Annotated in this window: 10 protein-coding genes and 1 riboswitch; of the genes, 4 read left to right on the top strand and 6 right to left on the bottom strand. The window is 45.0% G+C overall.

All coding sequences use genetic code 11. The annotated features are described in order from the left end of the window. Positions 1-269: 269 nt before the first annotated feature. Positions 270-4,211 carry a phosphoribosylformylglycinamidine synthase gene (gene purL / locus H5300_RS00135; RefSeq protein WP_182795216.1) on the top strand — a complete coding sequence of 1,314 codons (3,942 nt, stop codon included), beginning with the start codon at positions 270-272 and terminating at the stop codon, positions 4,209-4,211. A gap of 272 nt (positions 4,212-4,483) precedes the next feature. Continuing rightward, entirely contained in the window at positions 4,484-5,017 is a 534-nt protein-coding gene (locus H5300_RS00140) for a DUF3332 domain-containing protein (RefSeq protein ID WP_004735180.1), read from the top strand. A 98-nt stretch (positions 5,018-5,115) separates the two neighbouring features. Here H5300_RS00140 and dapD read toward each other — a convergent pair whose 3' ends face one another. Further along, the gene (dapD, locus tag H5300_RS00145) at positions 5,116-6,147 is read right to left on the bottom strand and encodes a 2,3,4,5-tetrahydropyridine-2,6-dicarboxylate N-succinyltransferase (protein ID WP_076644752.1); all 1,032 of its coding nucleotides are present in this window, start codon (positions 6,145-6,147) and stop codon (positions 5,116-5,118) included. A 505-nt stretch (positions 6,148-6,652) separates the two neighbouring features. Here dapD and ushA point away from each other — a divergent pair. After that, complete coding sequence (gene ushA / locus H5300_RS00150; protein WP_102557799.1) at positions 6,653-8,353, top strand: bifunctional UDP-sugar hydrolase/5'-nucleotidase UshA; 1,701 nt, start codon at positions 6,653-6,655, stop codon at positions 8,351-8,353. Positions 8,354-8,434: 81 nt separating this feature from the next. Here ushA and H5300_RS00155 read toward each other — a convergent pair whose 3' ends face one another. From H5300_RS00155 to H5300_RS00175, 5 genes are all read right to left on the bottom strand, one after another. Then, positions 8,435-9,076: a MarC family protein gene (locus H5300_RS00155; RefSeq protein ID WP_017079911.1), complete on the bottom strand. Its 642-nt coding sequence runs from the start codon at positions 9,074-9,076 to the stop codon at positions 8,435-8,437. Positions 9,077-9,571: 495 nt separating this feature from the next. Then, complete coding sequence (locus H5300_RS00160) at positions 9,572-10,561, bottom strand: GGGtGRT protein (RefSeq protein ID WP_182795217.1); 990 nt, start codon at positions 10,559-10,561, stop codon at positions 9,572-9,574. 24 nt (positions 10,562-10,585) lie between these two features. Next, positions 10,586-11,278 carry an iron-sulfur cluster assembly scaffold protein gene (locus tag H5300_RS00165; protein WP_182795218.1) on the bottom strand — a complete coding sequence of 231 codons (693 nt, stop codon included), beginning with the start codon at positions 11,276-11,278 and terminating at the stop codon, positions 10,586-10,588. Positions 11,279-11,472: 194 nt separating this feature from the next. Then, positions 11,473-11,556: riboswitch (Fluoride riboswitch) on the bottom strand. A 155-nt stretch (positions 11,557-11,711) separates the two neighbouring features. Continuing rightward, complete coding sequence (locus tag H5300_RS00170; protein WP_004735185.1) at positions 11,712-12,005, bottom strand: YebG family protein; 294 nt, start codon at positions 12,003-12,005, stop codon at positions 11,712-11,714. Positions 12,006-12,093: 88 nt separating this feature from the next. Continuing rightward, entirely contained in the window at positions 12,094-12,990 is an 897-nt protein-coding gene (locus tag H5300_RS00175) for a LysR family transcriptional regulator (protein ID WP_004735186.1), read from the bottom strand. A gap of 163 nt (positions 12,991-13,153) precedes the next feature. Here H5300_RS00175 and H5300_RS00180 point away from each other — a divergent pair, with 163 nt between their 5' ends. Continuing rightward, entirely contained in the window at positions 13,154-14,149 is a 996-nt protein-coding gene (locus H5300_RS00180; RefSeq protein ID WP_181359651.1) for a TDT family transporter, read from the top strand. Positions 14,150-14,272: the final 123 nt, after the last annotated feature.

Genomic DNA, 14,272 nt, shown 5'->3' on the forward strand with positions numbered 1-14,272 from the left:
CAGGTTTATTTAAACAGTTGTAAAAGTGGTGATAAATGCAGCAAAAGTACCATTTACACCGAAAGATAAAAAAAATAACGCAAACGGTTGCTTTTGGTGTTACGTCACAAAAAGAAATGCTTTATAATGCGCTCGCATTGAAGAGGTGGAATCGGCATAGGTTTGGCAACCTTCGGGAATAGCTTCGAAGAAAACAGTTAGGTTGTTCCTATAACCCACTGAATTTATTCCAATACTACCTTAATCAACTGCATAAGAGACGTAAGCACATGAGAATTTTGCGTGGCTCCCCAGCTCTATCTGAGTTTCGTGTTAACAAGCTTTTAGAGCTTTGTCGTGAATTAAGCTTACCTGTAACAGGTATTTACGCTGAGTTTGCCCACTTTGCTGATCTAACGGCAGACCTAGATGAGTCTGAAGTTGAGAAGCTAGAAAAGCTACTGACTTACGGTCCAACGATTGAAGAGCATGAACCTGAAGGTTTATTGCTGCTTGCAACGCCACGCCCGGGCACTATCTCGCCTTGGTCTTCAAAATCAACAGATATCGCACACAACTGCGGACTGGCTAAAGTGTCACGTCTAGAGCGCGGTACTGCTTTCTACATTGAAACCTCTTCTGAACTTTCTGAGCTTCAACTTGTTGAGCTGAAAGCAATCCTGCACGACCGTATGATGGAAGTGGTTTTCACTGACTTCGAGTCAGCGGCGGCACTATTTACCGTGGCTGAGCCTGCTCCTTATGCGGAAGTTGACCTACTAACTGGTGGACGTAAAGCGCTTGAACAAGCAAACGTTACCCTAGGTCTAGCACTTGCAGAAGACGAAATTGATTACCTTCTTGAAAGCTTCACTGAGAAGCTAGGTCGTAACCCAACTGACATCGAGCTAATGATGTTTGCACAAGCGAACTCAGAGCACTGTCGTCACAAGATCTTTAACGCTGATTGGACTATCGATGGCGTTAAGCAAGAAAAATCATTGTTCAAGATGATTAAGAACACCTTTGAAACGACACCAGAACACGTTCTGTCTGCTTATAAAGATAACGCAGCGGTAATGACCGGTTCTGAAGTTGGTCGTTTCTTCCCAGATCCAGAAACTCGCCAATACAACTACCACCAAGAAAAAACACACATCTTGATGAAAGTTGAAACGCACAACCACCCAACGGCAATCTCTCCATGGCCGGGCGCATCAACAGGTTCAGGCGGTGAAATCCGCGATGAAGGCGCGACTGGTATTGGCGGTAAGCCAAAAGCGGGTCTGGTTGCTTTCTCTGTATCTAACCTGAAGATCCCGAACTTCGTTCAACCTTGGGAAACAGACTTTGGTAAGCCGAGCCGTATTGTTACTGCTTTGGATATTATGCTTGAAGGCCCTCTTGGTGGCGCAGCATTCAACAACGAATTTGGTCGTCCAAACCTATTAGGTTACTTCCGTACTTACGAAGAGAAAGTAAACTCTCACGCAGGTGAAGAAGTACGTGGTTACCACAAGCCAATCATGCTGGCTGGTGGTCTAGGTAACATTCGTGATGATCATGTTCAGAAGAAAGAGATCCCAGTAGGTGCAAGCCTAATCGTTCTTGGCGGTCCAGCAATGAACATTGGCCTTGGTGGCGGTGCTGCATCTTCAATGGATTCTGGTTCTTCTTCTGAAGACTTAGATTTTGCTTCTGTACAACGTGAAAACCCAGAGATGGAACGTCGTTGTCAGGAAGTTATCGACCGTTGTTGGCAGCTTGGTGATGCGAACCCAATCGCATTCATCCACGATGTGGGCGCAGGCGGTATCTCGAATGCTCTTCCTGAGCTAGTCGACGATGGCGAGCGTGGCGGTATCTTTAATCTACGTGACGTGCCAAACGATGAGCCGGGCATGAGCCCACTTGAGATCTGGTGTAACGAATCTCAAGAGCGTTACGTAATGGCGGTTGCTGATAAAGACTTAGCGACATTTGAAGCGATTTGTAAGCGTGAACGCGCTCCATTCGCGATTGTTGGTAAAGCAACAGAAGAACGTGATCTTAAATTAGAAGATTCACACTTCGACAACACGCCAATCGACATGCCGATGGACATCCTATTAGGTAAAACACCTAAGATGCACCGTGATGCGAAGACGCTAAAAGCGAACAATCCTGCGATTGACCGTTCTGGTATCGAACTAAACGAAGCGGTTGACCGTATTCTTCGCCTACCAACAGTGGCAGAGAAAACATTCCTTATTACTATCGGTGACCGCTCGGTAACAGGCCTTGTGGCTCGTGACCAAATGGTTGGCCCTTGGCAAGTTCCAGTAGCGAACTGCGCAGTAACAGCTGCAAGTTACGACTCTTACCACGGTGAGGCGATGTCTCTTGGTGAGCGCACGCCAGTTGCACTACTAGACTTCGGCGCATCAGCTCGCCTAGCGGTTGGTGAAGCAATCACTAACATTGCAGCGACCAACATCGGCGATATCAAACACATTAAATTGTCAGCTAACTGGATGTCTCCAGCTGGTCACCCAGGTGAAGATGCTGGTCTTTACGAAGCGGTTAAAGCGGTTGGTGAAGAACTATGTCCAGCACTGGGTCTAACTATCCCTGTGGGTAAAGACTCAATGTCGATGAAGACTAAGTGGGAAGAGAATGGCGAGCAGAAAGAAGTCACATCTCCGCTATCTCTTGTTATCACTGCGTTTGCACGTGTTGAAGATGTTCGTAAGACGATTACTCCTCAGCTTCGTACCCCTGATAACCTTGAAGGCTTAGGCGCTACAAGCTTAGTACTTATCGACCTAGGTAACGGCAAAAACCGTATGGGTGCTACAGCACTAGCGCAGGTTTACAAGCAGCTTGGTGACAAGCCAGCAGACGTAGACAATGCAGCACAATTAAAAGGTTTCTACGAAGGCGTTCAAGCACTTGTAGCGAACGACCAAGTTGTCGCTTACCACGATAAAGGCGATGGTGGTCTATTCGTAACGCTAGCTGAAATGGCGTTCGCAGGTCACTGTGGTGTTAATGCTGATATTGCAGCGCTTTTATCTGCATCAGAGAATAGCGAAGATACGCTTGCGGCACTCTTCAACGAAGAGCTAGGTGCAGTTATCCAAGTTCGTAACGACGACCTAGACGCAGTTCTTTCTACTCTTGCAGTAAATGGCCTAGAAGCATGTTCACATGTGATTGGCAGCGTTGTTGGTGAAGGAGAAGCATCAGATGAAGTAGTGGTTAAATCAGGCGCAGACGTTGTAATCCAGCGTAACCGTACTGAACTACGTACTATCTGGGCTGAGACGACGCACAAGATGCAAGGTCTACGTGATAACCCAATCTGTGCAGACCAAGAACACGAAGCGAAGAAAGACAAATCAGACCCTGGTCTGAACGTGAAACTAAGCTTTGACGTAAACGAAGACATTGCAGCACCATTCATCAACACGGGCGCTAAGCCTAAGATGGCGATTCTACGTGAGCAAGGTGTTAACTCTCACGTTGAAATGGCAGCTGCATTTGACCGTGCAGGCTTCGAAGCTACAGATATTCACATGAGCGATATCCTAACGGGTCAAGCGGTTCTAGAAGAGTACAACGGCCTTGTGGCTTGTGGTGGCTTCTCTTACGGTGATGTACTGGGCGCTGGTGAAGGTTGGGCTAAATCAGTTCTGTTTAACGACTCGACGCGTGACCAATTTGAAAACTTCTTCAAGCGTGAAGATACTTTCTCTCTAGGTGTATGTAACGGTTGTCAGATGTTGTCTAACCTGCGTGAACTTATCCCTGGAGCTGAGTACTGGCCACGTTTCGTTCGTAACGAATCTGAGCGTTTTGAAGCTCGTTTCAGCCTCGTTGAAGTTCAGAAGTCTGATTCTGTATTCTTCAACGGCATGGAAGGTTCTCGTATGCCAATCGCTGTTTCTCACGGTGAAGGCCGCGTAGAAGTGCGTGACAACGACCACCTAAACGCGATTGAAAACTCAGGTACGGTTGCTCTACGTTACGTTGATAACAACGGTAACCAAACGCAGCAATACCCGAATAACCCGAACGGTTCGCCAAACGCTATCACTGGTTTAACAACGACGGATGGCCGTGTGACTATCATGATGCCTCACCCAGAGCGTGTATTCCGCACGGTTGCAAACTCTTGGTCTCCAGAAGGCTGGGGCGAGAACGGCGCTTGGATGCGTATGTTCCAAAACGCACGTAAGAATGTGGGTTAATCACTTACTTACATGCTGCGTTAATCTAGATTGGATTAACTAAAAGCTAAAAAGTTAAAAGCGCAGATCGAAAGGTCTGCGCTTTTTTATTACACAAATGTTAGGAACCAACGCGAAACAAATTAGGTTTGCAGTTTGCTGTTCTAAAAATCTCCACTACGCTAAATGTTATGGAATCAATTTGTTAGGCCATCATTTCTTGTGTTCATACAAGAACAATTCAATTTGGCCGTTCAAAAACTGAATCAATCATCGTGGCATAAGAGGGATCTATGAAAACAACAATTACAAAAGCAGTTGCAGTGGCAGCGATTGTCATGTCGTTAGCTGGGTGTGTCGGTAGTAATGCCGTTACTGGTAAATTAATGAAGTTCAACGTTGAGGTTGTAGATAACCGTTACGCTCGTGCTGGGGTCAACTTCTTGCTTGCTCCTGTTTACGCTTTAACATTCGCAGCCGATTACATCGTATTTAACTCGATCGAATTCTGGGCAGGAAAAAACCCACTGACTGGCGCGCCTCATATATTCGATAGTAAAGTCGATACTATGATTGATGTGAACGATAGCCTTGACGATTCACTGAAAGATGCACCACTTGGGTTCAATAATCGCCATATTGAATGGGGTGAGATGCAACAGATCGATGAGAACACCATTCAAATGGACATCACCTATAACGATGGCCAGAAGGCTGTTCTGACGGGGGTTCGTGATGGTGACAAGGTCAGTTACTACATGGATGGAACATTGGTTTCAGAGACTTCGATTCAAGCTCTTGAACAGCTAGCAGCAGAAAAAGCATAACCTTCACTGCTTTACCTATATAAAAGAAAAGCCGCTGGATTTAACCCCAGCGGCTTCGTAGTTTTTAGTCTCTAATAATTTAGCATCTAGCGCGTAGATTAGTTGTTGCTGTGCAGCTCGCTGTTCAGTTCAACCGCTGACTTGTTCGCAAGACATTCAATTTGGCCAGTGATCGAGTTACGACGGAACAAAAGGTCAGAAACGCCAGCAAGGTCACGAGCTTTAATGATTTCTACTTCGTTGCCTTCTTTATCTAGCATACGAACCTTAGTACCCGCAGTCACGTAAAGACCAGACTCAACCGTACAACGGTCGCCCATTGGGAAACCAAGACCAGCGTTTGCGCCTAGTAGGCAGTTTTCGCCGATAGAGATAACCATAGTACCGCCACCAGATAGAGTACCCATGATAGAAGCGCCGCCGCCGATGTCTGAACCGTTACCCACAACAACACCCGCAGAGATACGACCTTCAACCATGCTCACGCCAGTAGTACCCGCATTGAAGTTGATGAAACCTTCGTGCATTACCGTTGTGCCTTCGCCTACGTGTGCACCAAGACGAACACGAGAAGTATCAGCAATACGAATACCTGTTGGTACTACGTAATCCACCATTTTAGGGAACTTGTCTACGCAATCTACAGACAGAGCGCGACCCGCAAGGCGAGCTTCGATTTGACGCTCTGGTAGCTCAGGAAGGTCGATTGGGCCTTCGTTTGTCCATGCGATGTTGTGCAGTAGACCGAAGATGCCGTCTAGTACTGTACCGTGTGGTTGTACTAGGCGGTTAGAGATAAGTTGTAGCTTTAGGAAGCCTTCAGCAACTGATGCTGGCTTCTCGTCAGTCGCAAGAACAACAAGAACAAGTGGTTGCTCAGATGCTGCTGCTTTTTCTGCGAAAGATGCGTTTGCTACATCGCCGTTTGCTGCGAATGCTTTCGCTAGTTCTGCGCTTTGTGCAGCAGAGATTTCGATAGCTTGGTTGCCTTCAGCGTAACCTGACACTTCAGCTACAGCTGCTACAAGAGCGTCGCTTGGGTTTAGAAGTGGGTTAGGGAAGAACGCTTCAATGATTTTATTGTCGCGGTTTTTGGTTGCCGTACCGAAGGCTAGTGAAAAGTAAGCCATGTTGAATCTCCATGTGTTGAGTCTTGATTTTGCTATTCCATAACAGCGACTCGAATAACAAGCGCTGCCGTTAGCAAAGTTAATTTAATTGCGTTCATCATAAAGAGAGCGCCCTCGTTATGAAAGGGCGTATCGGGATAAAGTCTGTAAAATGATATTGCTTGTCTTTTGAGAGATAGTTTTCATTATCCGGATATTATACCTCGCTCTTAAATATGGGCGTGCTTACTTAAGTAGCGCGGTGCCATTTCATTTCCACACCTGACAATTATCTTTAGCCCACCCTCTTGTTAGCAGTATCAATAGAGTGAGTCACACTTTCTTTATAAATTCATGTTTATTATCAGAATTGTTCAACTTCTGTTGATTAATCGCTTGTGCCTACAGTTAGGGTAAATACTCAATTTTCCAGACGTGTAATTAAGAGAACGATCACTAAAACCCTGCAAGATGTCAGTATATTGCCTGCCATAACGACATTAAAACGATTAATAAAGGATCTTCTATGAATTTTACTAAGTCTTTACTGGTGCTCTCTATCGGCGTAGCGATGGTTGGTTGTGGCTCGGATAATGATGACATCACGGTGACATGTGACACTGCGGACTCTTGTACCAAGTTTACGGTTTTACATACTAACGATAACCATGGTCGCTTCTGGGAAAACAGTAAGGGTGAGTATGGAATGGCAGCTCGTAAAACGTTGATTGATAGTATTCGTGCGGAAGTGACTCAAAACGGTGGTGAGACGATCCTACTGTCCGGTGGTGACATTAATACTGGTGTTCCAGAGTCTGATATGCAGGATGCGGTACCAGATTTTGTTGGCATGAACCTTCTTGGTTACGATGCGATGGCATTAGGTAATCATGAGTTTGATAACAGCTTAGATGTGCTAGATATGCAGGCTGAATTAGCTGACTTCCCGATGCTAGCTGCGAATATTTATATCAAAGATGGAGACACAGTTACTGATGAACGCCTTTTCTCTCCATATAAAGTATTCACCATCAATGGCTTAAAAGTTGCTGTTATTGGCCTGACAACCAAGGATACGGCGAAATTAGTTAACCCTGACAACGTCGCGACGATTCACTTTGCCGACCCGCAAGTCGAAATCAAAAAAGCCATAAAAGAAATTGAGGCCAATGAAACGGTTGATCTGATTTTCGCTACCACGCATATGGGGCATTACGCGGATGGTCAACATGGTAGTGAAGCACCTGGAGATGTATTACTTGCTCGTTCTTTAGAAGAAGGGCAGTTAGATGCAATTATTGGCGGGCACTCTCAAAATCCTGTCTGTATGGAGGGCAATGAATACGCTGATTTCAATCCGGGAGATGATTGTAAGCCTGATCAGCAAAACGGTACCTACATCATGCAAGCTCACGAGTGGGGTAAGTATGTAGGTCGAGCTGACTTTGAGTTTTACGATGGTAAATTGCATTTAGCGAAATATGATCTGGTCCCTGTGAACTTAAAAGAGAAGGATGAAAATGGAAGTTACCAGTTTATCCAATCTGAAATTAAGCCTGATGCTACTGTAAAATCCATTCTCTACCCATATCAACAACAAGGGCAAGATCTGCTAGATGTCATCATCTCAAAGACAGATGCAAAACTGGAAGGTGATCGAAATGTTGTTCGAGCAGAGCAAACTAACCTTGGTCACTTGTTAGGAGAAGCATACCGTACTTATGACTTAGTGAATGCTGACTTTGGTGTGATGAATTCCGGTGGTGTTCGTGACTCAATTGCGGCAGGTGACATTGCTTATCGTGATGTACTTACAGTCCAACCTTTTGGCAATTTTGTAACCAAAGCAACAATGACGGGTGCTGAAGTAAAAGCGTATTTAGACGTTGTTGCGACTAAGACGGCAGGATCTGGCGCTTACGCACAATTGGATAATATTAGTTTAACTGTCGACTGTGATTTGAGTGATGTGACTATTAGAGACATCAATGGCAAAGGTTTTGATTTAGCAGATACTTACACGTTCTCCGTGATCAGTTTCAGTGCGGCTGGTGGTGATGACTACCCAGTAATTGATGTTGAGTCGACGCAGTTGACGGATGCCGCTGTGCTGCGCGAGTTCTTCGTTAAGAACCCAGATGTCACTGCTGAGAATTACGCACCAGTGGATGGTGAGCTAATCTATATGAGCAATGGTTTAGAAGTAAAAGGCTGCCCTGCGAACTAATTTATAACTCATAAACAAAAACGACAAAGAAAATAGCCAGCAAGTTGCTGGCTATTTCTGTATAAAACTTAGTGAGATAGTCTAGATAAACAACGCCTTATAAGCCTGCTCAATCCCTTCAATCAACATCTGCATACCGATAACGGCGAGTATCAAGCCCATCATTCGAGTAATCACGTTCAATGCGCTTGGTCCGACAGCTTTAACGAAGCGTTCGCCGAATACAAACAGTACATAGGTTAGGGTGCAGAGGAGGCCAAATGCCACGATGGTAATGATAGTCTCGTAAATACCCTCGGTACTAGCAAAGTTCATCGCAGTGGCAATGGTGCCCGGGCCAGCCAGTATTGGCATAGCTAAAGGTGATACGGCGATACTTAGAGCTGCGTCTCGCTGGGCATCTGAGTTTACTTTCTCTTTTGCTTTTGAGTGTGTTGAATCACCTTGCAGCATGTGAAAACCAATCAAAAAGACCAGAATGCCGCCAGTGATGCGCAGTGCGTATAGCGTGATACCAAAGAGGTCAAAGATCAGTTTGCCAGAAATCGCAAAAGTACTGACGATAACGAAGGCGATAAGCACCGATCGGAATGCGATAGATTTAACCGTTTCCCTGTCATTGTCACCGGTTAATCCAAGAAAGATTGGCGTATTAGCTATAGGGTTCATAATGGCAAAAAAGCCCATGAACACGGTAATGGTATGAATGATGAGCTCTTTCATATTATTCCTTTGAAAAGATGCAGTTAAATACTAGGGCGTGTTGAGCTTTCGAGCTGATTTTTGCAGCGAGTTGCTGGGCATTTATACAAGGCAGAGGCTTTGACGTGTAGCTGGCCTACATGAGAAGCCGATAACGTAGTAGAAATGACCAGCAAACGCTGCCCGAAGGATTCGGCTAAAAGCGTTTTACTCTTTGTTGAGGGAGATTTGCTTAGAATGACTAGGCTACTTCTCCCTCGCCGCGATTAAAACGCTTTTATCTCGAACAAAATTTAACCACGAAAGGTCAACACGCCCTAATAGTTTGTGTATTTAATCTTAGATACAAATAATTATTAGAAATAGATAGTAGAGCAAGTGTGAATAAAAAACAGCCAGCATAAAGCTGGCTGTTTGGTTTTAGTGATAGGTGTAGAGTTTTGCTCGTCTGTTATTGCTTGTTTCGCAGTTAACGGACTCTACTCTATGGATTGATATTTGCGCTCAACGTTGTCGTTATGCGTTTTGAGATTCGCTCACTGCCACAGCCAATGCAACCGTCGCACCGACCATTGGGTTGTTACCCATACCGATGAAGCCCATCATTGCCACGTGAGCAGGGACAGAAGAGCTACCTGCGAACTGAGCGTCAGCGTGCATTCTGCCCATGGTATCTGTCATGCCGTAAGACGCTGGACCTGCGGCCACGTTATCTGGGTGCAATGTTCTACCTGTACCGCCGCCTGAAGCAACTGAGAAGTAAGGTAAACCTTGGCGAATACGTTCTGCTTTGTAGATACCTGCAACAGGGTGTTGGAAGCGCGTTGGGTTAGTTGAGTTACCCGTAATACTTACATCCACTTCTTCTCTGTGCATGATTGCCACGCCTTCACGTACATCATCAGCGCCGTAACACAAGATCTCTCCGCGAGGGCCTTGTGAGAAGCGGCGACGTTCTGTTTCAACAAGCTCACCTGTTTGGTAATCGTATTGAGTGCGCACGTAGGTAAAACCATTGATGCGAGAGATTAAGTAAGCCGCATCTTTACCTAGACCATTTAGGATTACCTTTAATGGATTGTGACGTGATTTGTTGACGTTGAGTGCGATTTTAATCGCACCTTCTGCAGCAGCAAAAGATTCATGGCCCGCAAGGAAAGCAAAACAGTGGCTTTCTTCATTGAGAAGACGCGCAGCCAATGCGCCGTGGCCGATACCGACTTGGCGTTGTTCAGCAACACTGCCGGGTTTGGTAAATGCTTGGAGGCCTTCACCAATAATATTAGCGGCTTGTTCTGCGCTGGTGGCTTTGCGAAATAACGCCAGTGCTGAGCCAAGGATATAAGCATCGGCAGCGCTTTCAAAAGCAATAGGTTGGGTATCCATCACTAACGCTTTTGGGTCGACTTTGTGTGATAGACAGTATTGGTTCGCTTGCTCCAAAGAGTCGAAGTTCATTTCTGCCAATACGCGAGTTATTGATTCATTAAATTGAGTGTTCATCATATCTTTCCTCTAAATTGGCAAAAATTACTGTTGGCGTGGGTTAATAGTGGTAACGGCTTCATCGAAGCGCCCATAAGTACCCGTCGCAAGGTCAGCAGCTTCATTGGCTGACACGCCTTGATTGATTGCCTTCATCATTTTGCCGAGGTTGAGATACTTGTAGCCAATCACTTCGCTGTGGTCATCAAGTGCAAGCTTGGTCACGTAACCTTCGGCAAGCTCTAGGTAACGAACGCCTTTCGCAGCAGTTGAGTAACTGGTACCCACTTGGCTGCGCTGTGTTTGACCTAAGTCTTCTAATGCGGCGCCAATTTCTAGACCGCCTTCAGAGAAAGCAGACTGAGTTCGACCATAAACAAATTGCAGAAAGATCTCGCGCATTGCTACGTTAATAGCGTCACACACTAAGTCAGTATTTAGGGCTTCAAGAATGGTTCTTCCTGTGAGGATTTCGGCTGCCATCGCGGCTGATTGAGTCATGCCTGAACAACCAATCGTTTCGATTAGTGCTTCTTCGATGATGCCGTTTTTTACGTTCAGCGTTAGTTTTGCTGCACCTTGTTGTGGTGCACAAGTGCCGACGCCATGGCTTAAGCCAGAAATAGCGATAACGTCTTTTGGACTAACCATAGCGCCTTCAACTGGAATTGGCGCTGAAGTGTGCAGATCACCCCTTTGAATAGGGCACATTGATTGAATTTCTGAAGAGTAGTGCATAATGTTTTCTCACAGTTAGAGTCATTGAAGACCTAGAGTGTTGAGAAAACAGGACGTGTTGGAAGAGGTGCGGCTAATTCACTACAGATCTTGAGTATCGATAATCCAAAGGTGTCATGAAGCTCGGCCTTAAGAGACTAAGTCCATTTCAAAATGGAGGAATAGCGATACATCCAACAGTATTACCTGTTTTCGATTCTGTAGGAGTCATTAGCACTGTTCGAAAGAACGGGCGGTTGAAGCAAAAGCTTAGGTGGAACCCCATCACCTGATGGCTATAGATTAGATCTTTATCACACTTTCATGCAAGCGAATGTTTAGAGCGATTTCGACTATAAACAGAGTTCATTATATTTCGATAAGTATAAAAAAACGCCAATAACGAGCTCTAATTAGAGGTGTCATTGACGTTTTCAACAGAGGTATCAGCTAGTTACGCTGCATCTTCTTCTGCGTCTTCAACAGCTTCAAGTTTCTTTTCTTTTTTCGGAGCTGGTTTGCGCTTAGCACCTAATGCATAAAGAACTTCTTCTTTATTCTTCGCTAGGTACATTGCAAGTTCTTCTTGCTTGCCTTCATCTTCAACTAAGTCGCTTTTGCTTAACAGTTCAAAAAGCTCATCAGCCATATCCAGCATTTTGTCGTATGCGTCAGCTTCGGCTTTAGAGGTAAAAGTCATTTTCTCTTCTCCGTTGCGTTCGACCACGTACTTGACGATAACAGCCATGGTTAATCCTCTAAGTTTGATAAATTTTACTGGCTTTTTATACAGTTTCTGATGTTAAAAGTCCAGTTGGAGCCCTAACAATGCGGCCTCAATCTTGATGTGTAGCCCAGTCTTCACAATAACTCATGAAAGATTTCAGCAGCGGGCTCTGGTATTTGTCTTTGTGTACCAGCATCCAGAAACGTCGTTTCATGTCGAGTGGGACATCGAGTGCTTTCACTCGGCCTGAGTCAATTGCTCGTTGCGCCGCCAGTCGTGATAAACACGCGAATCCAAGATTGGCAGAAACTGAATTGATGATCGCCTCGGTGGTGTTGAGTTCAAAGGATTCATACCAGTGTTCGATACGCGGTGCGACTGCACGAAGGAAAAACTCGCGAGTCCCTGAGCCTGATTCACGTAGAATCCAGTGACTATCTTCTAAATCGCTTAAAGTCACTTTTTCTTTTGAAACGAGAGGATGTTGATTACTAACAATAATACACATTTCATCGCTGCTAAACTGACTCGAAATGAGTTCAGGGTGTAATGTTTTTCCTTCAATTAGCGCGATATCAAGTTCATAATCCACCAACTTTTGGCAGATCAGCGCACTATTTGAAATGAACAAGCTTTGATCCTGATGTTGAGTTCGTTCACGAAAGCCAGACAGAATAAACGGTGCGACCTGATTACCAATTGTGTCACTCGCACCGACCTTTAGATTGCCACTTAAAGGCTGGTCGTCACGGAACAAAACATCAATACCAGCAGCACGATGTAATATCTCATCCGCCAAAGGAAGAAGCTTTTGTCCTTCTTGATTGAGAATTAATCGGTTATTAACCCGGTCAAATAGAGAGTGACCGAGTTGTTTCTCCATTTCGCCTAGCGCCATGCTGACAGCGGCCTTAGACAGAAACAGAGCCTCAGAGGCTGCGGTCAATGTCGAGTGCTGGGTAATAGTGACGAACACTTTGAGTTGTTTAATTGAAATATTAGCCATCAGATTCCTAGTTTTACTCTGCTGGTGAAAATGGATTCTGTTCAGTATTGATGAACACTTGTTATATATAATTGGATATTGTTTAACGAAGCGCAAGCGTATTATGGCTTCAACAAGCTGATGAGTTCACAAGTTTAGTGAATTAAGTTTAAGAGAGGCTGACATGATTCAACGTATTAAATATAGATTAACAGGAGCTCCAACACCCATGGCAGGGTTGGCACTAGCAATAGCAAGCTTAGGCTGGTGCTGGGATGGTGTATTGGTATCACAAGATATCTTACATACACCGGGTTTGGTTCAATGGATAAGCGCAGCGATTGCTGGGTGCTTACTTCTTGTTTTAGCTGTGAAGTTTTTGATTCACGGCCACTTATTACGTGAAGACCTTGCACATCCTGTTGTTGGCAGTGTTGTACCCACATTCGCGATGGGTTGTATGGTAGTGTCTGCTTCGTTGGCTCCAATTTCGACCTTCCTCAGCGAAAGTGTTTGGCTAGCATCTGTTGCATTACATGTTGTGTTCTTGGTGAGCTTTTTATACCACAGAGCAAAACAGTTTGAGATTCACCATATGGTTCCTAGCTGGTTTGTACCACCAATCGGTATCGTTGTTGCGGATGTTTCTTTCTCTGGTAATCCAACTCTAGAGCCTGTTGCAAATGCTGTTTTGGTCTTTGGTTTGTTGATCTATGCGGTAATGTTGCCTGTGATGGTTTACCGTTTGATCTTCTCTCATGAAGTGCCAGATGCGGCGAAACCAACCATTGCGATTATGGCGGCACCAGCAAGCCTATCTTTGGCGGGTTACCTAACGGTTACGGCAAATCCTTCTCCAGTGATTATTGGATTACTATTTGGTATTGCGGTGCTAATGACGTTCATTATCTACGCGGCGTTCTTCAAACTACTTCGTCTGCCATTCAGCCCAGGCTATGCCGCGTTTACTTTCCCAATTGTGATTGGTGCAACGGCACTGTTTAAATTGGCAGCGTGGATGCAAACTGTTGGTGTGGAAGTTCACTATGTGGATCAAGTGTTCAACCTAGCGTATCTAGAATTGATTGTGGCAACGTTTGTAGTGGGCTATGTGGCGGTTCGTTATTACATGAATTACAAACCTCATCGTGTTCTAAGCGCGGTAGGCAGTAGATTGTAAGAAGCAATAGTTCAAAAGATAAACGGACCTTAAGTTTTCAGTATTTCATAAGCTTATATTCCTCATCCAAACACGGCACTTATGCTAATCTGGCTTTATATTGTGGCAAGATTAGCGTGAGTG

The organism is Vibrio sp. SG41-7 (assembly GCF_014164465.1).
In the GTDB taxonomy this organism is placed as follows: domain Bacteria; phylum Pseudomonadota; class Gammaproteobacteria; order Enterobacterales; family Vibrionaceae; genus Vibrio; species Vibrio splendidus.